The organism is Micromonospora sp. CA-263727 (assembly GCF_050942455.1).
Classification (GTDB): domain Bacteria; phylum Actinomycetota; class Actinomycetes; order Mycobacteriales; family Micromonosporaceae; genus Micromonospora.
Genome location: NZ_CP192031.1, coordinates 3144283 through 3170398, shown reverse-complemented (window position 1 = coordinate 3170398; position 26116 = coordinate 3144283). Strand labels below are relative to the sequence as shown.

Sequence of the window (26116 nt, the reverse complement as noted above, 5' to 3'; positions counted from 1 at the left end):
CGAAGTGAACTCAGGTGCCGGCCCGGCTGACGCGCAGCCCCTCGCCGGGGTCGTAGTGCAGCTCGAAGCCGGCCAGCGTGGTGCTTCCGCCCTCCTCGATGTCGAGCACAAGCTCACCGGCCAACCAGGGCTCTGCCTGCCAGGCGCCGAGGTCGGTGCGCTGTTCCAACTCCGCGATGACCTCGTCGACCACGTCCGCCGTGGTCATCGACCGCGGCAACGGCAGGGTGCAGCGCGCGATCAAGCGGGGCAGCGGCCAGCGTGGAACACTGCTGGTCGGCACGACTACCCCACCCCCGTCGATCCACGGGGGAAGCGCCAGGCCGTCTGCTGTGCGTACCAGGAGCAGGACCTCAAGGGAATCGGCGTCGGTGTCGCGGACGTGGCCTTGCGCCGCGCGGTCGTCGGCGTTGCCCACTCCGCCGGAGAGCCAGCCGATGAGGGGCACCCCGGGCTCGGCGACGCCGGCCAGGCGGAAACCGTCGGCCTTCAGCTCCTTTGCGGCGATCTCGTCTCGCTGCTTCGTTTCCGCCTCGGCCATCGCGGGCTGCCAGGATGGTGGGCCGAGCGCCGTCTCGCCGTAGGCGGTCTGGGTGATCGGCGCGATGTCGGCCGGAAGCCGCAGCGGCGCACCGTCGAGATGCGGCAGCAGGACTGCGGCGCTGCGTAGCAGCGTGGCCGGCTGGTAGACGCGGCGCGAGCCGGCGACCGGCTGCGGCGGCTCGGTCGTCCAGTCGACGCCGGTGATCCAGCAGGTGGGCACCGCGAGCCGGGTGGGCCGGTCGGCGCGCGGATGGCGGTGCAGCCGGCCGATGCGTTGCAGCACCAGGTCGACCGGGGCGAGGTCGGTGACCAGCAGGTCGAAGTCGATGTCGAGGGACTGCTCGGCGACCTGGCTGGCCACCACCACGTGCCGGCGTGGGCGGTCGCCGCTGCCGGGTGGTCCGAAGGTGTCGCGCAGCCAGCGGTCCTTCGCGGCGCGGTCGATGGCCATGAACCGGGAGTGCGCCACCGACACGGGGGTGTCCGGACCGAGGGTCGCGCGCAACTCTGCCGCCGTCTCCTGGACCCGGGCCACGGTGTTGCGGACCACGAGCGCGCAGCCTCCGTCGGCCAACTGTTCGCGTAACAGCTCCACCAGCGCCGGCAGGTCGTCGGGCAGACGCCGCAGCTTGACCTCCATGCCGCGGCCGGAGTCGGCGCAGCTGGTGGCGGTGGCGCCACGGTCGACGGTGGAGGCGGTGACCAGGGGATAGCGCAGGTCGGTGCGGAGCGCCGCGTACGGGTCGATGCGCGGCTTGCCGCGGTCGCGCCAGGTGAGCGGTGGAGGGGCCCCGAGCCGGCCGTGGTCGTACGCCGCCATCAGCTCGGCCCGTCGCTGCGCGGGCAGCGTCGCGGAGAGCACGACGACCGGGACACCGTATGCGCCGAGCCATTCCAGCGCCCGGTCGAGGAACCGGCCCATGTAGACGTCGTAGGCGTGCGCCTCGTCGATCACCACGACCTTGCCGGCGAGGCCGAGGTGGCGCAACACCAGGTGCTTGCTGCGCAGCGCTGCGAACAGCAGCTGGTCGATGGTGCCGACGACGAAGCTGGAGAGCAGGGTCCGCTTGGGTCCGGCGAGCCAGATGTGTACGCCGATGTCGGCGCCACGGGCGTCCTCGGCGATACCGCTCGGCAGCAAGGTGCGTCGCAACCGGTCGTACTCGGGGTTGAGCGCTGCCTTGCCGTGGGCCAGCCGCACATCCCGGGCGCCTCGGCCGACCTGCCTGTCGGGCAGCCGGCGCAGCCAGGACAGCATCCGCCCGAACATGGCGTCGCTGGTGGCCCGGGTGGGCAGGGCCAGGTAGCAGCCGGACGCCCCGGTGCGGCCGGCCAGGATCTCCACCGCCGCCAGGGCGGCCTCGGTCTTGCCCTCCCCCATCGCCGCCTCGATGATGACCATGCCGGGGAGGGGCATGGTCGCGGCCAACTCGGCGACGGTCCGCTGCACCGGGCGTGGCGTCGCGCCCTCGGGTAGCGCGAACCGCGCGCCGAACAGCTCGTCCACGCTCACCGGCGAGTCCACGGGCTGCCAGGGGGCGGGCAGGTCCAGCAGGTCCCAACCGGAGTGCAGCCGGCCCGTGTCCGTGCCGTCCAGGATGTACGGGAAGAACTCCTCGTTGCTGGCGATCCAGTCGGCGACGATGACGAGACCGGTGAGGACGGCCTGCACGGGCTGCGACAGCGGTGCGGCGCCCCACTCGACGAGCCGCTCGGCCGCCCCCGACCGCTCTGCCATCCAGGTGAGCAGCTCCTGCTGAACCTGCCGCCAGGCCGGGTCACCGAGCAGGTGCGGACGCAGCTGCACATCACGAAGGCCCTCGTCGGTCGGCGGAACCCCATGGTGGCCGCCGACGATGACGGCGTACGGGTGTGGGTCGATCCAGCCCTGTTCCTGTAGCCAGTCCGCCAGCACCACGTGCCCGGCGGTGGCGTGGGGGGCGTACCGGCGGTCGGCGCGGATCAGATCCCGGTGGAATGCGAGCCCGCGATCACGCATCCGTTCGGCGAGCGGATACGCCTGGCAGGCGAAGGCAGGCGTGGCCTTGCCGATGTCGTGCACCCCGGCGATCCAGACGGCCAGGGTACGGGCGTCGGCGTCACCACCGGGCACCTCCTCGGCGATGCGACGGCGAGTCGCCGGGCTCAGCCAGTGATCCCAGAGTTGTCCCGCCACGTCGGCGGAGTCGGCAAGGTGCCGCCACAGTGGCAACCAACCGACCGGAGAGGTGCCTTTGCGGTCGGTCTTACCCCAGACGGAGCGTGCCGCGTCGCCCAGTTTGGGACCGCGGGCCGGGACCCCGCCGGTCATCGGTTGACCGGCAGGAGCTGGCTGGGCGTACCGCTGTGCGAGAGGTAGAGCACGTCGCGGGCCCGGGTCAGGGCGACGAAGAGGAGGCAGCGCTCTCGTTGCAGGTCCTGCCGGTGGGCGTGGGCATCCTCTGCCGCCGAGGTGAGCGCGTTCGGTGCCGGTAGCACCCCCGCGTCGAGCCCGACGACCGCGAGGCATTGGAACTCCAGCCCTTTCATGCGGTGCATGGTGTCCACGCGTACCCCGTCCACGCCTCGCTTGTCGTCGGCCACCGGGATGTGGGCGTCGTTGAGGATCTTGCTGATGCTCCTGACGAGCTGACCGGTTCGGGCGGCCACGCCGATGGCGTGCTGCTCCACGCCCTGCTCCAGCCAGGTGCCGACCCGCTCGATCAAGGCTTCGCACTCACCGTCGCGGCTGCGGTGGGCAGCGAGTTCGGGCACGCCGCCACGGGTGATCGAGCGGTAGCCGCGCAAGCTGTCCTCCTGCCCGTCCAGGCCGATGGCGGCGTCGCCGCCCAGCACCCGCACGGAAAGGTCGAGGATCTCGTGGGTGGTGCGATAGTTGATCGTGAGCCGGCGGGTCCGACCGCGGACCTCGATGCCGAGCTGGGCCAGGGAGACACAGCTGTCGTAGATGCGCTGGTACGGATCGGCGAGCAGGAACATGTCGTTCGGTCCGGGCGCGACAAGCGCCCGCAGCAGACGCCACTGCGCCGGGTGCAGATCCTGCCCCTCGTCGACGACGACGTGCCGGTACGGCGCGGGTGAACGACGCGCGAGCGTCGCTGCCTCATCGGCGAGCTGGGTGTGAGTGCGCAGCCGCCGCTTCGCCAGTTCCCGGGCAGCCGTGTCGATCGCGGCCCACACCTGGTCGCGTTGGGCTCCGCGAAGGCCCGCGCCCCGGCCCCGGCGCGGGGCGTCGCGGTACGCCTCCCGGCTGGTCAGTTGCTGGGCCAGGATCACCTGTTCCCACTCGTGCCGCAGGAAGGCTGCGCTGAAGGTGGTGACCTGGCCAGCGCGGTTCACGTGGGTGGGCCCGGCGTTCGCGGCAGCCTCCCACAACTGGTCCAAGACATCGTTTTCGGCGACGGCGACCCGTCTCGTGTCGCGGCTGACGATCTCGTACGCCAGCTTGTCGATGCTGACCACGTCGATGCGTGCCCGCACCGCCGGCTCGGTGGCGAGCCGGTGAAGTTGCTTGCCCAGCGCCTCGGCCAACGCCCGGGTGAACGTGGTCAGCAGGACCTTCTCCCCCTGCGGTAACCGCTCGGCGAGAAACACGGCACGGTGCAGGCCGGTGACGGTCTTGCCGGTCCCGGCGCTGCCGGTCACCAGCGCGGGGCCGCTGTAGGTCTCGCGGTAGGCGACGTCGCGTTGTGTCGGGTGCAGGAAGGTGCGCCACACGTCGAACGGGTGGGCGAGGATGGCGGCCAGCTCCATCGGGCCCGAGACGAAGGCGATCCGCTCCGGGGTGCGGCGGGCCGCGGTCAGAAGGTCGTCGGTGTCCACGCCCGAGACGGTCCGGTCGGCGATTTCCGCCCAGACTTCCGCCACCGACATTCCGGTGGCCAGGCCGAGCAGGACGTCGAACTGCATCTCGGGCAGGCGGCCGGAGAGGCTCTCCAGCTGCTGGTCGGTGGCGATGAGACGCAACAGCGGCACGAGATCCTCGTCCACGCCGAGCCGCACGAAATCGGCGGTCTTGATTCGCGCGAAGATTCCCGCCTGACGCGGTTCCCGGGGCTCGTTCCGGACGAACTCCTCGATGCCGGCCTGATCGCGCGTCTCCAACACGCCGAGCACCTGGTTCACGCTGAACCGGCGGCTCACCGCGAAGGCGATGGCGTCGTCGTGCGGACGGACGTCGAGCAGCGCGTACCTCTCTTCGCCGAGGTAGAGCACCACCCCGCGATAGAACTGGTCGATCCGGATGGTGCGGATGTTGGGGTCACGCGCGCCGGTCAGCTTCTCCAGGTGCAGGCCCGCATGGGTGTGCTCGGCGAACTTCCGGATAGCGGCATCGACGGCGCGCTGCACGCGGCGTTGAAGCCTGCCATACGCGGGCAGGAAATCCCGGTCGATGGCCAACTCAGCCATAACCATCCCCCGTCAACGGGTGCCTGGCGCTACCGCCAGGACATGGTCGTCGGAACTGTCGCGAGCCGGACACGGTCGGCCGCACCGATCGCGCAACATGGACGGTCTGCAGTCGGAGGCTCGTCCGGCACTCAGCGCACATTCAACACGTTGTGAACGATGCTTGCAAGCACCCATGTGGAGTCTGTCGTTCACCAGATGAGCCACGCAGAGCCGGACGGACGTGCCGGGTTACGGCCGGACCGGTCGTTATGCTGGGCCTCGTGGTGCCTGGAACGAGCCTCAGGGACCGGTATCAGCTGGGCCGGTTTCCGTTGGCGCACAGGGGGATGGCTGAAGTCTGGCCTGCTCACGACACGCTGCTCGACCGGCCCGTGATCGTGAAGTTCGTGGCCGTGTCCGACGTGGACCTGGCACGGCGGTTCCGCCGCGAGGCGCTGCTGACCGCTCGGCTTGACCACCCCGGCGTGCCCGCCGTCTTCGATCTCGGCGAGCATGCCGGCCACCCGTACGTCGTTCTCCAGAAGATCGACGGGATCACCCTCACGGACCTGATCGCCGAGCACGCTCCACTTCCGATCGGTTGGGTGGCCGCCATCGGGGCACAGATCAGCAGCGTCCTGCTCGCGGCGAGCCAGATTGGCCTGGTGCATCGCGACATCAAGCCGAGCAACGTCATGCTGGACAGCAGTGGCGCGGTGAAGGTGCTCGACTTCGGTCTCGCGGTCGTGCGGGACGACGAGCGCTACTCGAAGATCACCCAGACCGGGCAGGTCCTCGGCACGGTCGGCTACATGGCCCCGGAGCAGTTCCTCGGCGGGCCCGCCGATCACCGCACCGACCTCTACGGCCTCGGAGCCACGCTCTTCGACCTGATCACCGGCGAGCCACCGTTCGACGACGCGACCACCACGACCACGCTACGACGACAGACGATGGAGCCGGCACCACGCCCGGCCGAGCTGCGGCCCGAGATCCCGACCACGCTCGACGACCTCGTCCACGCGCTGCTGGCGATCCAGCCGCAGGATCGCCCGGCCACGGCCGCCGATGCGTACGAAGTGCTGGCTCCGCTCTCCCGGGACCTGCCACCGATGCCCGGAGTGCTCGACGAGAGCGTCCGAGCGGTGCAGGCATATGCCGCGATCGTGGGACGGGTGCCGCAGCAGTTTCGCCCCACGGCCTCGCCCACCGCGGGGCGACCCGAGCCCGATGTGGAGCAGACCCTGCACGACGCGGAGCAGCTGCACGCCGCGGGCGAGTTCCGGGCCGCCGCGCGACAGTGGCGACAGCTCGCCGAGAAACTCGCCCGACAGCGCGGCGACCACGATCCGGTGGTGCTCGATCTTCGGGTTCGCGCCGCCCGAGCCCACGTCGCTCTCGGGGAGAAGGACCGGGCGTTACGGCAGCTCAGATCGCTGCTGGAGGAGCGGGTGCGGGTCGACGGGCCGGAGCATGCGACGGTGCGGGAGTTGCGCCAGGAGATCGAGCGACTCGACACCGACCGGCCGGCTACGCCTCACCCTCCTCGACGCGCACCCGACGCGGGTCGCTGAACAGTCGGGGCAGCAGCACCGCCTTCTGCACGGCAAAGCGGCCACCGAAGACCTGGGCACAGTTCTGCCCGCGCGTCTCGGTCGTCATGGCGCGCCGCGCCAGCGGCGAATACATGGTGCTGTGCTTCAACCAGGCCGCCTCCTCTCCGTGCCGGTCGAAGCCCCGGCCGCTCGCCGCGTGCCCGAACACGTCGTGGACCGCGCGAAACATGTCGTTCTCGCCGTCGCTGAGGTAGGGATGCGGGTTGTCACCGGCCGCGCTGGCCCACACCCGCAACCGGCGGCACCGCACGTCGTCGACCATCGACATGGCGTCCACATAGGGATCCTCGTCGACGATCCGCACCGCCACGCCCAGGCCGCCGAACTCCACCCGCCCCACCAGGAAGTGGTACTGCCGCATCGTCTCTCGGCAGAAGGCGGCGTACGCGGCGTAGGCCCGCTCGTCCCGGACCGGCGCGGCCACGTAGGCGTCGGCGATGGCGGCACCGACGACAGGGTCAAGGCGCACTCGCGCGTACGCCTGGGAAGGGATGCCCGCGACCCCGGAGCCGTACCGCCGCGCACCCTGACTGGCGTACTCGACCGGCGGAAAGCACGTGGACGAGGATGTTGACGGCGCTGGTTCGAGCAAGGGTGTTCATGGTCCTCCTTCGGTCGTCGGGAAAGGTCGTACAAGCAGTTCAGAGGGGTGCCGGCAGGGCCTGCGGTTCGCGCGTCGCCCGCTCCTCGCCGGCCGTGCCGCGCTGCTCGTCACGCAGCAACTCGCCGAGCATCCGGATCTCGGACACCCGGCGGTCCTGATGCAACTTCGCGATCTTTCCGATTGTTGTGCTACGCCCGCGCCGCGGCATGACTCCTCCAGAGGTCGATTGTGTACCGAACCGTCGACACGGTATCGGCCGTGAAGCGTGTACACAAATTGGTTTTCCATGATAACGTTCACGGGTGACAAGAGAGTCGAGCATGGCCCCGAGCGAGGCCACCCTGACGGCCAGCGGCATCGCAAGGTTGGCCAACGTCGGCAGGGCAGCGGTGAGCAACTGGCGGCGCCGGTATGCCGACTTCCCAACCCCCGTGGGCGGCACCCCGACCAGTCCGTCCTTCGACGCGCACGAGGTGGAGCAGTGGCTGCGCAACCACGGGCGACTACATCAGGCCGGCACCGAGCAGTGGGCCTGGCGGCACATCGAGAGCTTCCAGCCGGCGGCGCAGATCAGCGACGTACTCGGTATCGCTGGCGCACACCTGCTTCTCCGCGCCGACCCGGCCGAAGCCATGGGCGGAAGCCTGCCGACTCCAAGGCAGGTCATCACCCGGCTGCGCACACTCGACGCCGACCTGGCCAAACTCGTCGAAAACCTGTTGCCGAAACAGTGGACCGCGCAGTTCGCCACGCTCCTCCGCACGGTTGACCAACTCGGCACCGAACAGGGCCCGGAGACCGCCTTCGAGTACCTGCACAGCCGGTACGTGGCCTCGGCCCACGCGATGTCCGGCCTCGCCGGCACACCCGAGAACGTCGCCGAGGTGATGCTGGCCCTCGCCGGGTCCGGGCACCGCACGTTCGACTTCACCAGCGGCACCGGCTCGATCCTCCGAATGGCCGCAGACCGGGCCCTGCGAAGCGGCACAGCCACCCGCTGCTACGCGCAGGAGATCAACCCGCAGTACGCCCTGATCACGCTGCTACGGCTCTGGTTCGTGCATCTGCGCTCCGGGCCCGACGCGATGCCGCCCGTCGTGCACATCGGCGACAGCCTGCTCGCCGACGCCCTACCCGACCTGCGGGCCGACGTCGTCGTGGCCAACTTTCCGTTCGGCGTCCACGACTGGGGTCACGACCGCCTCGCCTACGACCCGCGCTGGGCCTACGGCCTCCCCCCACGCACCGAATCCGAACTCGCCTGGGCACAGCACGCCCTGGCCCACCTCTCCCCCGCCGGCACCGCCGTCCTGCTCATGCCCCCGGCTGCCGCGTCACGCCCGGCCGGTCGCCGCATCCGCGCAGAGCTGATCCGCCGCGGAGCGCTCCGCGCGGTCATCGCCCTCCCCCCCGGGCTGATGCCACCGACCGGCATCGGGCTGCACATCTGGGTGCTCGCCCAGCCCGATTCGCATCAGCCACGGGCCGGAGACCTGCTCATGGTCGACGCCACTGCCGCGTCGAGCACCCAGCCGCTTCCCGAAATCGTGAGCGCTGCGTGGGCCGCCTACCAGTCCGACCAGTACGCCGAACTGCCCGGCGTCCACCGCATCGTGCCCGCCATCGACGTGCTCGACGACCAGGTCGACCTCGCACCCCAACGTCACCTGCCACCGGCCAGTGAACTCGCCGCTGACCCAGCCAAGACCGTCTCCCGGGTCGGCGAGTTCGACCGACTTCTCGACCGGATGCGACGCCGCCTGCCCGCAGTGCAGCCGACACCGGCAACGCCGCTGCGTACGGCCCCCCACGCCGACATCGCCGACCTGGTCCGCTCCGGCAGCATCTCCGTACTGCGCGCGGCTTCCCGGAGCCGGGCGGCCGGCGGCACTGCCAGCGCCGTCGTGCTCACCGCCACCGACATCCTCTCCGGCGGCCCGGCCACCGGCACGGTGACCCGCGCCGAACACGACGCCCCGGGGCCACGGATACAGGACGGCGACATCCTCGTCCCGGCCATCGGCCACAAAGTCAACGCCCGGGTGGCCACCGACGAACAACTCGGATCCGAACTCGGGCCCGGTGTCCAGCTGATCAGAGTCGACGCGAACCGCTTCGACCCGTGGTTCGTCGCCGGCACCATCTCCCGCACAGCCAGCCTGCGACTCGCCCGCCGGGCCCCCAGCTCCGCCAACGGCACCCTGCGCATCGACATCAAGCGACTCACCATTCCCGTGCTGCCTCTGGACCAGCAGCAGGAATACGGACGCGCCTTCCGCCAGCTCGTCGAGTTCCGCACCGCCCTTGACCAGGCGGCAGCAACCGGAGCCCTGCTGGCCCGGGAGATCGGCGACGGCCTGACCGCGGGCACCCTCGGCCTCTCGTCCTGACCAGCCCGACATGCGTACGGGTCTTTACTCAGTACAAACGACGCCGTGCCGGCGCGCTGCCCTCGTCCCAGCATGCCGCGAACATCGACCGTGCCCGCAACACATTTGGCCGCCCCACTCAATCTCAGTGGCTGTACGCTGCCCTCAGCCCGGAAACGGGCGCACGCCGCGCACCCCGGCGTGCCTCCTTGGGAGAAGGATCTTGCAAAGCAAAGTGAACGAAAACGGCGAACTTGATCTTTAGAGCAGCAGGTCAACAAGCCTGCTCCCCGCGCACGCGGGGGTGATCCCAGCACATGGCAGCCGTCCGCCGGATGACCTCGCTGCTCCCCGCGCACGCGGGGGTGATCCGGAGCAGCGCCGCGGCCTGTCGCTGCTGGGCCGCTGCTCCCCGCGCACGCGGGGGTGATCCCTGCGCACGAGCGTTGCGGGCCGGTGAGGAGCGCTGCTCCCCGCGCACGCGGGGGTGATCCCCCGAACACAGCCGGGGTGGTGTGCGCGATCGACTGCTCCCCGCGCACGCGGGGGTGATCCCCAGGCGACCGCCTCCAGTAGGCAGACGCCGTCCTGCTCCCCGCGCACGCGGGGGTGATCCCGTTGTCGTCGTCCGGGACCGGCACCATTTCATCTGCTCCCCGCGCACGCGGGGGTGATCCCCTCACCGACGCGATCAACGCTGCAACGAGGTTCTGCTCCCCGCGCACGCGGGGGTGATCCCCTCCTGGGATGAACCGCTTGCCCAGAAGGGTTCTGCTCCCCGCGCACGCGGGGGTGATCCCGGCAGCGGAGTGCGGACGGCCTCCATCTGGGCCTGCTCCCCGCGCACGCGGGGGTGATCCGGCGCCGCCCACTCACACCGACCCCGACCTGGGCTGCTCCCCGCGCACGCGGGGGTGATCCGACTCCGGGGGTCCGACGACCCTCCGGCCCCTCCTGCTCCCCGCGCACGCGGGGGTGATCCCACTCCATCCGACATCAAGCATGATCCTGACGTCGTTTACAGCCACCTGCACCCGCCTCGCCACATCAATCATGCAATTGTGGTGCCTCACAAATGCCCCGTCTCATGGCATAACGCCCACCACAACTGCATGATCGGCGGGGCTCGAAGGATGCACCTGGGCGGCAGGGTGGAGGCTGCGGTCGTGGGGCGACGGTTACGGGGCGGCGCGTGGGGTGAAGCAGAGCGAAGGCCCCAGGATCGGGTCTCCTGCCTGGCCAGATGCTGCGACGCCACCGGCCGCCGACCGGTGAGGCAGCCACAGTGGCCCGAGCATAATGGCCGTGGCCAGTTGTGGGGACGGGTGAGGGAAATGGGCGAGGCGATGGCGACCGCCAGGGACTTCAGGGCACGGGCCCGGGGTTGGCGTGCTGCTGTCACCGCGATCGTCGTCGCTGCTGGTGTCGTTCTCAGTGGCTGCGGGGATGACTCCGCCGTTGAGCCGGAACGGCTGGCGATGGCATACGAGGGTTACATCGGGAGCATCGTGTGGCTACCGGGTGGCCAACTTTACGTTCTCCGTATGGCCGACTCTGCCAGCCCTTCGGAACTTGCATTGATCACAGGCAGTGGTGAAGGCCAAACTGTGACTGTTTCATCGACCGCGTTTTGTGGCACTCCCGACATCCTCACCATATCCGGCCTGCCGCACGGCAGGCTGGGCGCTGTGATCGACTGCGACGCCACTACGACTCATGTCGACTCAAGAATTGCCGCCGTCCTGGACGATGGGAAGATCGTCAAGCTGGCAACGTTGGGTGCTGAGTGGGTGATGTCCTGGGACGAGAACTTGACGGACGGGTGGGTCGAGTATGTTGCCGACGATTGCCGGAGCATCGCCCGGTACAAGAGTGGCCTGATTTCCCCTTTCCCAAAACATAAACCGGCTCAGGTCGTACCATTCGATCTGGATCAGGACTTCTTCGGCCCTTCCGGTTGTTCGACACCGGGACGAGCAGGGCACCTCGTCGCAGGACGGTCCAGTGAGGTCTTTTTCCTTGTCTCCAACGAGGCCGGGGCCGCAGCCGTTTTCGACGACCGCGCGCGGTGGCATGTGGTGGCGTTCAATCCCAAGTCGGGTCTCATCCGGCAGATCGGGCCGGATTTCACTGACCACTACGACTTGGCGGTATCCCCGGACGAGACTTCACTGCTGGTGTCCGGTCGCCTTGACAACAGGCGGGGTGTCTGGCAAATCGATGCCGCCAGTGGAGAGGTTTCGCTTGCGCTGCGCGGACGATTCCGAGCGATCGGCGTGAGCGCCGACAGTCGACGGGCCGCCGTTGCCCGCTGGACGCCGAAGGGAGACGACGTGGTGCAGCTGGATCTTGTCCGGTGACGCACCGATGCTGAGGCCCGTGTTTGTCAGGAACGGTTCAGCACGCGGGTCACGCCGCTGATCACCGATGTGGTCAGCAGCCATCCGGCCACCACGTACCCCCAGGCCAGCCAGCGCAGGCCGCCGACGAACTGCCAGGAGCGTTCCTGGCCGAAGTCGGCGATGGGCAGCAGGACGTCCAACGTGTAGACCACGGAATGAAAGCCCTGCGGCTTCTCCACCGCGGCGACCGGTGTGCCCAGCTCGAAGGCGGTCGCGCCGGCAACCGTCAGGCCGAGCAGCCAGATGCCGGCGAGCCAGGTCCGGTAGCCGTAGCCGACGGTGATCTCCATCAGGCGTCCCCAGATGCGGCCGGGGATGCTCAGCTTGTGTCGCCGGGCGCGTTGCTTTGCCAGGGCGACCTGACGTGCCTCGTGTTCCTGGCCGGCTGCCCGGTAGACCGCGGCCAGCTGCTCGTACGGTTGGGGTAGGTAGCCGTTGGGCGATCTGCCGAGCCACTGTAGCCGCAGGGCGACCGGCGTCTCGGGCGCGTCCTCGGTGGGTGCCTGGAGGCGTCCGTACCGGAAGCCGTCGAGGGTGATGACGGCGGGCCAGGTGTCGGGGGCGTCGATGAGCACCTTCGTGCTGGTGTTGCGCAGGTTGAGCGTACCGTCGGGGCGTTTTTTGAAGGCCAGGTCGATGGTGCCGGCGCTGGTCCCGGCGAGGTTGACCACCTGGCCGCTGCCACAGGAAACCGCATCCCGGAACGACAGGGTGCCCGCGACCTCGGCGGACTCGATGTCGATCGCGCCGGTGCTGCTGAACCCGTCAGCGCACTTGAGGTTGCGGGCCACTCGGATCCGCACGGCCCGCAGGCTCACCGCGGCCCCGGGCAGCCGGTCGTTCTCCTTCATGGTCTCCGGCTCGGTGAGGGTCGAGCCGGCCAGGTCGACGCCGCCGTCCACCCGGGCGTGGCTCAGCAGCAGCCGGCCGGCGGCACGGAACTTCGACCCGAACCAGAGCCCTTCGCCCACTTCCATCCGCTCGCCCTGCAAGCAGACGGCGCCGGGACGGCTCAGGGTGGTGCCGCGCAGGTTGATGACCCCGGCGATCTTGGCGCTGATCAGGCGCAGCTGGCCGTGGATCTCGGAGTTCGTGCAGGAGAGGTGGCCGCCGACCCGGATCCGGCTGCCGTTGAGCGCGTGGCCGTCCGCGCTCGACCGCGCGTCCAGCCGGGCGTCGCGCAGGTACAGGGAGCCGCCCACCCGGGCCCCGACCAGGTTGACGGTGCCCGTGCTGGTGAAGCCCTCGTCCAGGTGCACCGAACGTTGGACTTCCAGCCCGCCGGCCGCCAGGCCGGGGAGCCGGCACGCCCGGAGGGAGAGCCGGAGCAGGCGAGCGTCCTGGAGGTCCGGTGCGGCGGCGAACTCGCACGCCTCGAAGGCGACCGGAAAACTGATCTCGACGCTGTTGAGGTCGAGGGTGCCCTCGATCACGGCGTTCCGGAGCCGCACGGCGCGGATCGTCACGGCCGGATCGGTCATCAGGGATTCCAGGAAGCCCGCCCGGACGGCCCGGTCGGCCCGGCCGGTCAGGTCCACCACATCGCCGTCGACGCACGCGTCGCGCAGCTCACGCTCACCATCGTTCGCCGGTTCGGTGCCCAACGGAGAGACCCCCATTCCGGGCGGCGGTCCCGCCGCTGCCAGTCAGCGAATCCTCCACGTTGGGTAGTCGTCTCACAACAGCCGATCAAATGGAATGATGCTGGAGACCCGGCCAGCCAGAACCGACCAGCAGGCCGGTTGCCGCGTGACGAATGGGGTTCCCGCGTGGACATCAGCAACATCGATGAGGCGTCAGCCCTGGTCATCTCCGCCGTGCAGGAGGTGGACTACAGCCGCCATCTCACGCCGACCAATCTGGCCGCCGCCCGCGAGGACTTCGTCGCCAACTACGCCGCCGCCGGGCGCCGGGTCAATCCACGATTCGAGTACGACGATGCTCCGGCGGCTCAGCCGGCCCTCGATCGGGCGTCGGCCGCCATCTCGACCGGGCAACCGCTGCACGACGTGCTGGCCGGTGAGCTGGACACGGCACGGCGTGCGTACGCGGCGCTGGTCAGCCGGTCGGCCGCCGAGATGACCGACTACTCCCTGGCCACGTTCGGGCACCCGGACCGCACGGTGTTGGAGGCGGCGAGACGCTACCTCGACGAGGTCGACGCGCCGCCCACCGACTCCCTGCCGGCGTACTCCGCCCAGGAGGCCGCCGACGTCCTCGCGGCCGTCCTACGTGGAGCGGGCCTGCCGGACTGGACCGTCGAGACGCCCGAGCACATGGTCGCCAGAATGAGCGTGCTCGGCCCGAAACGCCGGGTCCGCGTCCGCCCAGGCGCCACCTTCACCCTTCCCGAGCTGCGCCGGCTGGTCGTACACGAGATCGGCACGCACGTCTTCCGCACCGCGAACGCCAGCCGGCAGACGATCCGGCTCCTAGGGCACGGCCTGGCCGGCTACCTGCACACCGAGGAGGGCCTGGCCGTCTGGCACGAGGAACGCGCCGGGCTCACGGCCGTCGACGTCACCCGCCGCTACGCCCTGCGGTACGTCGCATGCGACGCCGCCCTGCGCGGCGACTTCCACAGCGTCGTCGACGAGCTGATCGGCCACACCACCATGGAAGAGGCATTCCAGATCGCCGTACGGGTCAAGCGCGGCCTGGTCGACACGTCCGCCCCGGGTGGCTTCCTCAAGGACATGGCCTACTTCGGAGGCGTACGCGACGTCGCCGCCCATCTCGCCCAGCACCCCGACGACTATCCACTGCTGATGGCCACCAAGTGGCCCATCACCCGCGCACCCCTCCTGCGCGACCTCGCCCGGCAGGGACTACTCGCCCCCGCCCGCTACGACACCGACATCGCCGTCCGGCTCGCCGCGACCCTGCCCGGCGCGAACTGAACAGTCATCCCCCGAACCGTCCGCTATCGTCCCGACGAGGGGCACCGGCAACTCCGGCCCGTATGGCCGGTCCGGGACCGTCCGGCTGCCCCACCAGCACCGACTACGCTGAACCCGAACGACCACCCCGCGTACGCTCCCGACCCCCGACCCGGCCGAAGAGGAGCCCAGCGATCTTGCAACGCAAAGTGAAGAAAAACAGCACACTTGATCTCTAGAGCCGCAGGTCAAGAAGTCTGCTCCCCCGCGCATGCGGGGGTGATCCCCACAACGTGCCACCGCTGGAGACACCCGCGGCCTGCTCCCCGCGCATGCGGGGGTGATCCTCAGGCACCGGGGGTGGGCCGTGAGCAGGCAATCTGCTCCCCGGCATGCGGGGGTGATCCCGAGAACGACGACAAGACCGCGTACGCCGACCTCTGCTCCCCGCGCATGCGGGGGTGATCCGCGGGCCGAGTCGACGCCATCGGACAGCGTCATCTGCTCCCCGCGCATGCGGGGGTGATCCAGGTCCTCTCGAAAGTCAGGGGGTCAGTCCGTACTGCTCCCCGCGCATGCGGGGGTGATCCAGGTCCTCTCGAAAGTCAGGGGGTCAGTCCGTACTGCTCCCCGCGCATGCGGGGGTGATCCAGGTCCTCTCGAAAGTCAGGGGGTCAGTCCGTACTGCTCCCCGCGCATGCGGGGGTGATCCTGTGATTGGGGCTATCGTGACTGTCGCCCTGGTCTGCTCCCCGCGCATGCGGGGGTGATCCCATCGGCGGGGCGGCCCTGTCGAGCGGCGACACCTGCTCCCCGCGCATGCGGGGGTGATCCGGTGCGGCTCCAGCCACGCCACCCCGCGCCCACCTGCTCCCCGCGCATGCGGGGGTGATCCCGGTGACATCACCGAGAACGAGACCGACCTCAGCTGCTCCCCGCGCATGCGGGGGTGATCCCAGCTCGCCCACGTAGTTCGGCAGGTTGAAGGTCTGCTCCCCGCGCAGGCGGGGTGATCCGAGCCGTGTGTCGCGGGGTACATAGGCGCGTACGACCGAGTGTGCAGAACCCCGAGCAATCAGAGGTTGCGCGGCATGGCTCAGTGGTCCCCGGTAGGACTGAGTTGAGGTCCGCCGCCCAAATCTGACCCCGGTCTGGTCGACCGGCTGGCCGGGCCCGGCGAGTTGGATTGCCGTGGCAGCGGCCCGTGCGCGGGTAGGACTGATGTGGCGGTCGCGAGGCGTTCACGTCGGACGATCAGTCGTTGCTGGAGGTACAGGCCGAACGACAGGGCGATCCCGAGCGTCATCAGACTGGCGATGAGCACATACAGCGGCACGTAGTGCCCGTCGAACATGGATAGATTTTCGTCCACCTCTGCCGCATTCGCCCCGAAGAAAGCCAAGATGATGGTGATCGGCAGTGCGACGATGCTCAGGAACCCGAGGGCGATGGTCCAGCGTAGGCGGCGGTTCTCGTCCGACCGACGCTCGATGCTCTCGATCGCGGTCAGCTCCGCACGGACCGACCGCTCCAGCCGTTGCAGCATCCGGCCGACCGTCTCCGCCTTGGCGCGCAGACCCATGCAATCGAACAGGGCCGCATGGTAGGCGGCGACCCGTAGCGACGGCACCAACAGCTCCATGTCGGATACCGACTCCACGCTGTAGCTGAGCTCAAGCTCAAGTTCGCCGAGCCCATCGACCACCCGCTCCAGCGAATGCCGGCGGGCCCGCAGGCCACGGCGCTCGGCTCGCCGGAACAGGCGTAGGTCCGCGTACGCCTCCTCGCGGATCTCCCGCAGCCGCACCCAGCTCGCGACGCACTGGATGGCCGAAACGAAGGCGCAGTTTTCGATGTAGTCCTGCTGGGCGGCGAGCACGCTGACATATGGTCCGGCCGCAGCGGTGGAGCCGGGACGCCGGTTCAGTTCCGCCGGGTAGGCGATGGCGCTGTATTCCGCGCGGTACGGTAGATCGCTACGGTAGATCAGCTGTTGGACGATGTCCTCAGTGTTCCGTGACGGCAGTTGACCACTGAAGACAATCTGGTGCCGCTCGGGCTCGAAGGCCAGGCTCGCCCGCTCGGCCCCATGCCCAACAGCCCGTTTACCCGCGAAGGTTTCCACCGCGACCCCACCGACCGTCACGTCCAGGTAGTAGCAGTCCTCCAACAGATCGATGGTGTCCGACGCATCCGCATTGACGTCAAGGCTCAACGCGGCGACGGATTGCCCGGAGGGCACCTGGATCAGCCACAGCCGAGCGCCGACGATTGCGTCACTCACCGTCCAGCGCTGGAACCCCAGCTCGGCCGGGTCGAGGGTCAGCACCTCGACAACGGCTGGCAGTTGGTCCTGAGCGTGGTCAAGATGGCGAGCGAGTCGCCCGAATCGTAACTGGCTGGTGATGCCGTCAGGCCGACCTCGCCCACCTAGACCCGACCACCGGGTGCCGTACACGTTGATGATCCGAACAAAGGGGCGGTCACATGTCGGGTCGACCTTGAGCCTGGGCACCGCCGGCCTGGGCTCAGAATGCGTGCCAGACACACGTATCATCCCCGTTCTTCATCGACTCGACCCGAAGCTCGAACTCGGCCTCGATGCGCGGGCTCTCGGCAACGTTCTGCATCAGCCAGGTGGTCATGCCCACCTCGCGGATGCCACGCAGCACATCGAAACCGTATCCCTCGACGAAGGCTTCGTAGTCGTACCGGGGCAGCCCCAGCCGCTTGTAAGCCACCGCAACCGGAATCAGGTCCCACTCTCTCGGGCCCGTCGCCGCCGCCTCGAAGTCGATGAGCACGGCGGCACCTGCACAACCGAGCAGGTTGCCGGTATGCGCATCGCCGTGCACCGGCCCTTGAGGCAGCTCGAATGTCAGGCGGTGGTAGCGGCCCATCAGGTCCGCAGCGTATCCACGGAGGAACTGACGGTGCTCAGGGGACACCTGGTGCGCCACGGCCAGCCAATCCTCCACCTCCGACAGCGGCGCGAGGCGTGGCAGGTTGCAGATGTCGTCGCCGGCCGAATGGAACTGACGGAGCAGCAGGGCGAGGTCTGATGCGTCCGGGGCGGGCTGGCCGGAATCGACCGCGTGCCAGAAGGTCACCGGATAGCCGTCGATGTCCACAGGTGGACAAGGTCCTCGACGGGTCGAGCTGCCGGCACCGACCGGCCGGCAAGCCACCGGGCCACGCACAACTCGCGCTCGGCGATCGGCATCTGCGTACTGCTCCGCCCGATCCGGACTATCACCGGGCGCCGACGTAGACGGAAGATCGCGTTCTGCCCCAGCCTGACCAGCTCGGCGTCTTCGGCCACCAGACCAGCACGGTCACACGCCTCGGCCAGGACATCCCACGCGATCGCGCTGGAGAACGTAACGGCAGGGGACGTTTCGGGCGACACGCCCCTCAGCATCCCGATCGAAACCCACACCAGTCAAGGCGGGCGCGGCCTCGGGTGATGCCGGCCAGGCGGAGCAGGCTCCTAACTCACGGCGACCATGCCCATCACCTTGTTCCACCCTTTTCCCAGCACTACCCACGCCGCAACCAATGGCCCGACGACCATCCACCACCAGCTACGCTGAACCTCAATTTCAACTTCGCACGCGCTCACGCCCCTCAGTCCATCAACGAGGAACCCGATGATCTTGGAATGCAAAGTGAAGAAAAACGACACACTTGATCTTTAAAGCCGCAGGTCAAGAAGGCTGCTCCCCGCGCACGCGGGGGTGATCCCGTGCAGGCAGCGCACTGGATCTGCAACTCGCTCTGCTCCCCGCGCACGCGGGGGTGATCCCTCCGTACCGCAGTTGGGGCAGGGCCGTGACGACTGCTCCCCGCGCACGCGGGGGTGATCCGATGCTGTGGCGATCGGGTGAGGGTGAATTCCCCTGCTCCCCGCGCACGCGGGGGTGATCCCTCCCCCTCCTGGAGCGCGGCGTCCGAACTGGCCTGCTCCCCGCGCACGCGGGGGTGATCCGCACAGCCAGCCCCTCATGCCGCCAGCGCCAGACTGCTCCCCGCGCACGCGGGGGTGATCCCTGCACCGTCGGGATGTTGACGCCCTCGTCCACCTGCTCCCCGCGCACGCGGGGGTGATCCCTGCAACCGGATCGCGTAGGTCAGTTCGTCGTCCTGCTCCCCGCGCACGCGGGGGTGATCCCCCTGGCTACTACGCCGACGGCGTGCGGTACCTCTGCTCCCCGCGTACGCGGGGGTGATCCCCGGCAGACCCACGCCGGCAACGCCGAGATCCTCTGCTCCCCGCGTACGCGGGGGTGATCCGGACCTCAACCTGCCCGGCGTCACGATGGAGATCTGCTCCCCGCGTACGCGGGGGTGATCCCTGCGCCTGCTGCTCGGCGGTGAAGTTCTCGTCCTGCTCCCCGCGTACGCGGGGGTGATCCCAGTGCGGCGGCTACATCGAACCCGGCCGCCCCCTGCTCCCCGCGTACGCGGGGGTGATCCCCGGCCGATCGTCAACCGCGGGGCCGCCGACCCCTGCTCCCCGCGTATGCGGGGCTGATCCTGGGTGGCGCTGGAGCAGGTGCCGCCCGTCGTCCTGCTCCCCGCACACGAGAGATGATCTCACCAGATACTTCGCGCAGCGGGAACGGACGGTGCTCAGCCTCGATCCACCGACGCGGTTCGTGCTGAGCCTGTTGAATAGTTCCGGTATTGGGCGGTTCTGGAGCAGGGTGGGGTTGCCGATTACGTGATCGGCTTGCTCCGTGCGTGGTTGCTGAGGGGTGGGACGGGGTTCGTGGCTTGTGGTCGGGCCGCTTGGTTCCGGTCGGTGTGCCGTGGTCAGCTGGGTGCGGGGTGGACGGCGGTGAACAGGTTGTCGAACGCGGCCTGCCAGGGCCAGTAGTCGGGTAGGTGCAGGTGAACGGTCCGGGCCCGGTGGGCGAGGCGGGCGGCGACGGTGATGATCCGGGCTCGGATCGTCGCGGTGCGGGCGGTCGGCCAGGTGCCGGCGGCGAGGTGTCCGGCTGTGCGGGTGAGGTTGTGGGCGATGCCGGCGCAGGTCAGCCAGGCGTTGTTGGCGTTGAACCGGCCCGATGGCAGGTGCGCGAGTGGCCCGCCGATCAGGTCCGCGTTGACCTGCTCGATGACAGCGTGGTGACGGTGCTGGGCTTCGGCCTGGATCAGGGTGAACGGGCTGTCGGTGAACACCGCGTGATAGCGGTAGGCGGGCAGGAGTTCTTCCTGGCCCGGGGCTTGGGTCGGGTCGTCGCGGCGGACCCGGCGCACGATCAGCCGGGCGGTCACCGCGTGTCGGCTGCCGGCGAACGCGGTGTAGGTGGTCTCGGCGATCTGCGCGTCGGAGATCCACCGCTGGGCGTCGTCGTCCCAGACCGCCTGCGGATATTTGATGTCGATCCACTGGTCTGCGCTGATGTTCTCGCATGCGGTGCGGATCTTCGCGTCGATGCGGGTGGTGACGGAGAACCGCACGTCACGGCGCCGGCAGGTGCTGATGACGGTCTTGGCGTAGAACGCCGAGTCGGCCCGAACCACGATCTCGCCGGTAGCGCCGCACGCACGGGCGGTGGTGATCGTCTCGGCGATCATGCTGGCGGCGCCGCGAGCGGAACCGGCGTTACCGGCGCGCAGCCGGGTCGCGGCGATCACCGGCGCCGACAGCGGCGTGGACAGCGTCGCGACCAGCGGGTTGTAGCCGCGTAGCCGCACGTTGTAGCCGCCGACCTTGGCGTGACCGAACCCGATGCCCTGTTTCTGCTTGCCGTAGACCCGGCGCAGCATCGAGTCGATGTCCACAAAGCACAGCACGCCAGCACCGGCCAGGATCGGCGCCCGCTTCGACAGCCCGATCAGGGTGTCGCGGGCCGCGGCCTGCAACTGGCGCACGTGCCCGTGGGTGAAGGTCCGCAGGAACGACCCCAGCGTCGACGGCGCGTACACGCTGGTGAACAACGACCGCATACCCCCGTGCCGGGCGACGTCGAGGTCATCGATGCTGTCCGCCCCGGCGAGCATCCCGGACACGATCGTGGCGACCTTGCCCGCCGGGTTCGCGCCCTTGTCCGTCGGCACGCTCACCCGCTCGGCGACCGCGTCATACAGGCCCGCCTGCTCGGCAAGGCGCATCACCGAAACCAGGCCGGCACACGACACCAGATTTGGATCATCGAACGTCACGGCCGTCACCGGCGCGCCATAGCGTAATCTCACTTACGAGGTGCCCTCTCGAACCGAGTGATAGAAGCTTCGCAACTCCTATCCTTCCAGTTCAGAGGGCACCTTCTATATCCGGGGTCCTGCAGAGCCGACCTTCATCGGTGGATCGAGGCTCAGGCCCACCACCAAACGCCGTGGGCTACGGTTCTTGCTAGAAGCGGGTCAAGGGAGGGTTGGCATGACAGACGCCAGGCATTTCCAGGTATCTACCACTGTGGACTCAGCAGAGGCAGCGGCTGACTTGGCGCGTTCCGCAGTGGAGGCCCGGGTAGCGGCCTGCGGTCAGGTCGCCGGCCCGATCAACAGCGTGTACTGGTGGGAAGGAAAGCTCGACAACGCGACCGAATGGCTGGTGCTCTTCAAGACCACCGCTGGCCGGTCGGCAGCGCTTGTGGACCATCTGAAGACCCAGCATTCGTACGACGTGCCCGAGATCATCGTAACCCCGGTCATGGGCGGCAACCCCGCCTATTTGACCTGGATTGATCAGGAGACACAGGGGTAGATAACTACGTTCACATCACGCGAGCGCAGCGGCAAGTTGTGCATCGAGGTCAGCCAAAACGGCAACCTGGCGTCTCGGCCCGATCAACTGGCGTAGGCTCCGAAGTCGATCGGCACCGATGCTTGCTTCCTGGCTAGTCGTGACAGCTAGCGCCCTGGCTGCGAGAGCAGCACCTTGATCATAAGACTGGCGATGAATTGACGCCGTCGCAAGATCTGCAAGAATCACTGCCCTCACCTTCGCCTCATTAGGTCCCAGGCTACGTAAGGGTCGGGTGGCCGGAGGGAATCTCACCCTTTGGCCACCCGACCTTTAGGTGCTCGCCAGTTCAGCGTCTGCGGCAAGGCCAGTGAGCCTTTCCGAGTAACGGTTGGTGGCGTTGGGTGATCATGTTGTGCGGGCGTGGTCGATGTGGAGCAGGACCAGGGCTGCAGCGGTGATCCGGCCGATGCTCCAGGGGCACAGGCTGACGTTGCGTAATGCTTTGAAGGTGGTCTTGAGCAGGGAGTTCCCGCGTTCGCCGATGGCGCGGACTGCGTTGTGGGCCTTGTTGAATTGCTGCTGCATGTCGGTGCAGGCACCGTTGCGTGGCTTCTTGAACGCCACTGTGATCGTGTCGGCTTCGCCTTCGTAGCCGAGATCACCGAGGAGCCGTAGGTCGCCGTCGGTCCAGGTGCGCAGCAGCGGCCCGATGCCGTGCTCGCGTAGGGCGGTGGTGTCGTGTTCACGCCCCGGGCGTACCGGTGAGGTCCACAGCGGCCATCCGTCCGGAGCGGTGATGACCTGCACGTTCCCGCCGTGGTTGTCATGCTTTCCCGACCACCACAGATCCACCCCGGGTGTCGGCCCGGGGGTGCGGCACCGGTCGGTCTCGATCAGCGTGCCGTCAATATTGACGTGGCCGTAGCCGGCCATCTTCGCGGCCAGCAACACCGAGTGCAGGCCGGGGGCTTGGGCGGCGAGCACGGTGATGCCCTCATGCAGGTACGTGTACGCGGTCGACCGGCTGATCTTGTTGTCGGCGGCCAGTTGCGAGATGCGGGTGCCGTCGATCAACCAGCGGATCACCAAGACGGCCTGCTTGAAGCAGCCCAACGACCGGGTCCCGGCGCGGGTGCCGAGCCGTTGCCGTTGCGCGTGCAGGAGGCCGGACAGGAACGACACGGTCGCCTCGCGTACGGGCAGGACGGCGGTGTATGTGACACTCATAGCGACGCAGAACCTCGATGACGGTGATCCCGGGAAGGACCACCTTCATACCGGGGCTCTGCGTCTTTCCGTTGCACCGCAACGGATCCGGGCGCGTCTGGGCCGCTGGTCGAGCAGCTACTCCAAGTCCTCACACCGTTACTCGGAAAGGCTCATTGCATCATTGCGTGTGGGCAACGGTCAGGGTGCGAAGCTCCTCCAGGTACGACGTGACTTGCTCTTGTTTCGGATAGTTCTTGGCCAGCGCGCGGGCCAGCTCCCGTGAACACATCAGGAGCGAAGGCAAGGACTTACGGTCGCCTTCGAGGGCTCGTCTACCGTAAGACACCGCCGCCTCGACATCTCCCTCCCGGGCAGCCGTGACACCCAGCGTCACCTGTGCCTCGGCGATCCTCATCGGCTTACGGGCGATCCCGTTCGGGTCCGTCGAGGAGCTGATGACCTCGTTGGCGTACATCTCCGCCAGTCGGTTCTCGCCCACTATGCGGTAGCAATCCATGGCGTAGAAGTCGAACTTCGCGGGGTCAACCATGAAATGGTGATCGATGTCCGCCGGGTACGGAAGCGCCTCCAACATCTGGCGGCCGTGATCAAGAGCAGTCTCGACCTGCCGACGGTCGCCCAGGCGGGCCCACGCCTTCGCCCGCTGCGCGGCCAGCTGAACCGCCGCGCCGTCAGCGGTAGCAACCGCTTCCCCGGCCTCAGCGGCAACGATCGCACCTCGAAAGTCACCCTGCGTCAGGGCATACCACGCACGCATCTCATAGGCCCAGGCCGATACAGCGGCATTGCCAGCCTCCATACCGAGTGACGCGGCGGCTCGACGGGTACCCTCTGCGGCCCGCCGATTGCCCATGTCGTACTCAAGACAGCCGACCAGTAGGGCAACCCAGCCAGCGAGCGTCAGGACCTCACGATGTTGGGACAGCGTGAGGCGGCGGTCCATCAGGGAGGTGATGCGCCGCAGCCATGACTGCCCCTCCGCATGCAGCTGATCCGGAGGCATGTACGGGTATTCGCAGCAGAGGCGATCGGCGGTGACCTTCAGCGCGTCCAGGGTCGAGGGTGACACGTCGGACGCCTGCACCCTCGCCACGATCTCCAGGGTTCCCATGCCGGATCCCTCAAGCAGTGCCCGATCAGCCTCACCGGCTGCTTGCGGCGGGAAGAAGGCCGCGGTGACTGTTCCGAAGGTCTTGGCTATGAGCGCCCTGTAGAACGGGTCCGGTTCGGTTCCGCCAGCCTCCCAGCGCTTCCAGTTGCGCAACAACGTGTTGTCCGAAGGCAGTTGCTCCTGCGCATGGGCACGGAGCGCCCGAACGGCGTCCGCCTGGGACCACTCGCGTGCTGCGCGTTCGGCGCGCAGCCGAGCAGCCCAGACGGGCCGGTCCTCCGAGGCGTCCAGTCCTGCTGCCATAGCTCCCATTATCGCTCTTTCCAGGTGCTGCGCAGTTACGTCCAACCTCCACCACCTCGTGTACACACCCGACCCTCGATCCAATACAAGAGGAACCCGACGATCTTGCGACACAAAGTGAAGAAAACAGCACACTTGATCTCTAGAAACGCAGGTCAACAAGCCCCCGCTCCTCGCGCATGCGGGGGTCATCCGCTCAACGGCGCGCGGGCCACCGCCCCCGCGCCCCTGCTCCCTGGGCATGCGGGGGCGATCCGAAGGTGTTCTGTGGCACCTTAAGCTTGGCGCATAAGCACGTAGCCCACCGTCTGGTCGTTGCCCGCGTCGCGGGAGGGGACTGTACAAATAACGGCTGATTGACCGATCAAGGGAGAGACGCCAGATGACGACCGAGGCCACCGTGGGACAGCCGGCCGTGGGGCCGGTGGGTGCGGTCACGGATGAGCAGTTGATCGCGATGCTGGTCGATCGGGCTCGTGGGGACGGGCTGAAGCTGACCGGCGAGGGCGGGCTGCTGCAGCAGTTGACGAAGCGGGTCCTCGAATCGGCGTTGGACGGGGAGATCACCGACCACGTCGGCTACGACAGGCATGACTCGGCGGGTCGGGGTAGCGGGAACACCCGTAACGGCAGCCGGACCAAGACGGTGCTCACCGACGTCGGGCCGGTCGAGGTGCGGGTCCCACGCGACGCGGCGGGGACGTTCGAGCCGCAGATCGTGCGTAAGCGGCAGCGGCGCCTGACCGGTGTCGACGACATGGTGCTGTCGCTGTCTGCTAAGGGCCTGACCCACGGGGAGATCGCCGCGCACCTGGCCGAGGTCTACGGCGCTGAGGTGTCCAAGCAGACCATCTCCACGATCACGGACAAGGTCATGGACGGCATGGCGGAGTGGCAGAACCGGCCCCTGGACCGGGTGTATCCGGTCGTGTTCATCGATGCCATCAACGTCAAGATCAGGGACGGGCAGGTCGCGAACCGGCCGATCTACCTGGCCATGGCGGTCACCGTCGACGGCCACCGTGACATCCTCGGTATCTGGGCCGGTGACGGCGGCGAGGGCGCCAAGCACTGGCTGCACGTGCTCACCGAGTTGAAGAACCGCGGCGTGGCCGACGTGCTCATGCTGGTCTGTGACGGGCTCAAGGGACTGCCGGAGGCGGTGGAGACGGTCTGGCCGCGCACAATCGTGCAGACGTGTGTGGTGCATCTGCTGCGCAACTCGTTCCGCTACGCCGCCCGGCAGGACTGGGACAAGATCGCCAAAGCGCTGCGGCCGGTCTACACCGCACCGACCGAGGACGCCGCCACCGAGCGGTTCCTCGAGTTCGCCGAGGCGTGGGGCCGTAAGTATCCGGCGATCGTGAAGCTGTGGGAGAACGCCTGGGCGGAGTTCGTACCGTTCCTCGCCTTCGACGTCGAGATCCGCAAGGTCATCTGCTCCACGAACGCGATCGAGTCGGTCAACGCCCGTATCCGCAAGGCCGTGCGAGCTCGTGGCCACTTCCCGAACGAGCAAGCCGCACTCAAGTGCGTCTACATGGCCTTGATGAGCCTCGACCCGACCGGCGCGGGCCGCCGGCGCTGGACCATGCGCTGGAAGGCACCTCTGAACGCCTTCCAGATCGCCTTCGAAGGCCGGCTCACCCCGGCCAACCACTGACCACCTCAACAACCAAGATCAGCCGTTAACTTGACACTCCCCGCGGGAGAGCGAGATGCACCTCCAAGCCAACAGTTGGGATACGAGAGGACGGCTGTGGACGGGAAGACTGCCAGCTTTCTCGCGACTCCAACCATCTAGATGAAGGACTGTCGGCAGGGCCGACAGCAACTCCGACAAAACCTTGCCATGGTGAACCGATCCGGAGCCACCGGCTACCCCGACAATGGGATGTAGTAGCACTGCACGGACTCCGGCCGCCTGCGTTGCGACGGCAGGCGCGGCATCGTCGCGGCCGGCAGCCGTA

Annotated in this window: 17 protein-coding genes and 3 CRISPR repeat arrays; of the genes, 6 read left to right on the top strand and 11 right to left on the bottom strand. The window is 68.4% G+C overall.

Annotated features, from left to right (window positions below):
- Positions 1-10: 10 nt before the first annotated feature.
- Positions 11-2854: a CRISPR-associated helicase Cas3' gene (gene cas3 / locus ACQPYA_RS13955; RefSeq protein WP_433533004.1), complete on the bottom strand. Its 2844-nt coding sequence runs from the start codon at positions 2852-2854 to the stop codon at positions 11-13.
- A complete protein-coding gene (locus ACQPYA_RS13950; RefSeq protein ID WP_433533003.1) occupies positions 2851-4953 on the bottom strand; it encodes a UvrD-helicase domain-containing protein in 2103 nt (700 codons plus the stop codon). Before ACQPYA_RS13950 ends, cas3 begins: the two co-directional genes overlap by 4 nt.
- A 329-nt stretch (positions 4954-5282) precedes the next feature.
- Between ACQPYA_RS13950 and ACQPYA_RS13945 the strand changes: the two genes are divergently transcribed.
- Positions 5283-6509, top strand: a complete 1227-nt coding sequence (locus ACQPYA_RS13945; RefSeq protein ID WP_433533002.1) for a protein kinase domain-containing protein — start codon at positions 5283-5285, stop codon at positions 6507-6509.
- On the opposite strand, the gene ACQPYA_RS13940 is transcribed toward ACQPYA_RS13945, so the two are convergent.
- Complete coding sequence (locus ACQPYA_RS13940) at positions 6466-7020, bottom strand: hypothetical protein (RefSeq protein ID WP_433533001.1); 555 nt, start codon at positions 7018-7020, stop codon at positions 6466-6468. The two genes, ACQPYA_RS13945 and ACQPYA_RS13940, sit on opposite strands and share 44 nt — an antisense overlap.
- A gap of 437 nt (positions 7021-7457) precedes the next feature.
- Here ACQPYA_RS13940 and ACQPYA_RS13935 point away from each other — a divergent pair, with 437 nt between their 5' ends.
- Positions 7458-9545 (top strand): N-6 DNA methylase, encoded by a 2088-nt coding sequence (locus tag ACQPYA_RS13935; protein WP_433533000.1) that lies wholly within the window; start codon positions 7458-7460, stop codon positions 9543-9545.
- A gap of 262 nt (positions 9546-9807) precedes the next feature.
- Positions 9808-10506: direct repeats of the CRISPR family, unit length 28 nt; unit sequence CTGCTCCCCGCGCACGCGGGGGTGATCC.
- A gap of 352 nt (positions 10507-10858) precedes the next feature.
- Positions 10859-11884, top strand: coding sequence for a hypothetical protein (locus ACQPYA_RS13930; protein ID WP_433532999.1), 1026 nt, complete (start codon positions 10859-10861; stop codon positions 11882-11884).
- A gap of 26 nt (positions 11885-11910) precedes the next feature.
- Here ACQPYA_RS13930 and ACQPYA_RS13925 read toward each other — a convergent pair whose 3' ends face one another.
- Entirely contained in the window at positions 11911-13530 is a 1620-nt protein-coding gene (locus ACQPYA_RS13925) for a hypothetical protein (RefSeq protein ID WP_433532998.1), read from the bottom strand.
- A gap of 165 nt (positions 13531-13695) precedes the next feature.
- On the opposite strand from ACQPYA_RS13925, the gene ACQPYA_RS13920 reads away from it, so the two are divergent.
- The gene (locus ACQPYA_RS13920) at positions 13696-14826 is read left to right on the top strand and encodes a tyrosine/phenylalanine carboxypeptidase domain-containing protein (RefSeq protein ID WP_433532997.1); all 1131 of its coding nucleotides are present in this window, start codon (positions 13696-13698) and stop codon (positions 14824-14826) included.
- Positions 14827-15244: 418 nt separating this feature from the next.
- Positions 15245-15761: a CRISPR direct-repeat array (repeat unit 28 nt; unit sequence CTGCTCCCCGCGCATGCGGGGGTGATCC).
- 140 nt (positions 15762-15901) lie between these two features.
- Here ACQPYA_RS13920 and ACQPYA_RS13915 read toward each other — a convergent pair.
- From ACQPYA_RS13915 to ACQPYA_RS13895, 5 genes are all read right to left on the bottom strand, one after another.
- Positions 15902-17134 (bottom strand): hypothetical protein, encoded by a 1233-nt coding sequence (locus tag ACQPYA_RS13915; protein ID WP_433532996.1) that lies wholly within the window; start codon positions 17132-17134, stop codon positions 15902-15904.
- Positions 17135-17333: 199 nt separating this feature from the next.
- Positions 17334-17936 carry a phosphotransferase gene (locus ACQPYA_RS13910; protein WP_433532995.1) on the bottom strand — a complete coding sequence of 201 codons (603 nt, stop codon included), beginning with the start codon at positions 17934-17936 and terminating at the stop codon, positions 17334-17336.
- Complete coding sequence (locus ACQPYA_RS13905) at positions 17912-18214, bottom strand: hypothetical protein (RefSeq protein WP_433532994.1); 303 nt, start codon at positions 18212-18214, stop codon at positions 17912-17914. Before ACQPYA_RS13905 ends, ACQPYA_RS13910 begins: the two co-directional genes overlap by 25 nt.
- Positions 18215-18295: 81 nt before the next feature.
- Positions 18296-18490 (bottom strand): hypothetical protein, encoded by a 195-nt coding sequence (locus tag ACQPYA_RS13900; protein ID WP_433532993.1) that lies wholly within the window; start codon positions 18488-18490, stop codon positions 18296-18298.
- Between the two features lie 31 nt (positions 18491-18521).
- Positions 18522-19342: direct repeats of the CRISPR family, unit length 28 nt; unit sequence CTGCTCCCCGCGCACGCGGGGGTGATCC.
- 278 nt (positions 19343-19620) lie between these two features.
- A complete protein-coding gene (locus ACQPYA_RS13895) occupies positions 19621-21009 on the bottom strand; it encodes an IS1380 family transposase (protein WP_433530325.1) in 1389 nt (462 codons plus the stop codon).
- Positions 21010-21193: 184 nt separating this feature from the next.
- Between ACQPYA_RS13895 and cutA the strand changes: the two genes are divergently transcribed.
- Positions 21194-21520 (top strand): divalent-cation tolerance protein CutA, encoded by a 327-nt coding sequence (cutA, locus tag ACQPYA_RS13890; RefSeq protein ID WP_433532992.1) that lies wholly within the window; start codon positions 21194-21196, stop codon positions 21518-21520.
- 387 nt (positions 21521-21907) lie between these two features.
- Here the strand turns inward: cutA and ACQPYA_RS13885 are convergent, their stop codons facing one another.
- Together ACQPYA_RS13885 and ACQPYA_RS13880 are read right to left on the bottom strand one after the other, a co-directional pair.
- Positions 21908-22729: a transposase family protein gene (locus tag ACQPYA_RS13885; RefSeq protein WP_433531265.1), complete on the bottom strand. Its 822-nt coding sequence runs from the start codon at positions 22727-22729 to the stop codon at positions 21908-21910.
- Between the two features lie 160 nt (positions 22730-22889).
- Entirely contained in the window at positions 22890-24146 is a 1257-nt protein-coding gene (locus ACQPYA_RS13880; RefSeq protein WP_433532991.1) for an XRE family transcriptional regulator, read from the bottom strand.
- 457 nt (positions 24147-24603) lie between these two features.
- On the opposite strand from ACQPYA_RS13880, the gene ACQPYA_RS13875 reads away from it, so the two are divergent.
- Positions 24604-25809 carry an IS256 family transposase gene (locus tag ACQPYA_RS13875; RefSeq protein ID WP_433533476.1) on the top strand — a complete coding sequence of 402 codons (1206 nt, stop codon included), beginning with the start codon at positions 24604-24606 and terminating at the stop codon, positions 25807-25809.
- Positions 25810-26116 lie beyond the last annotated feature (307 nt).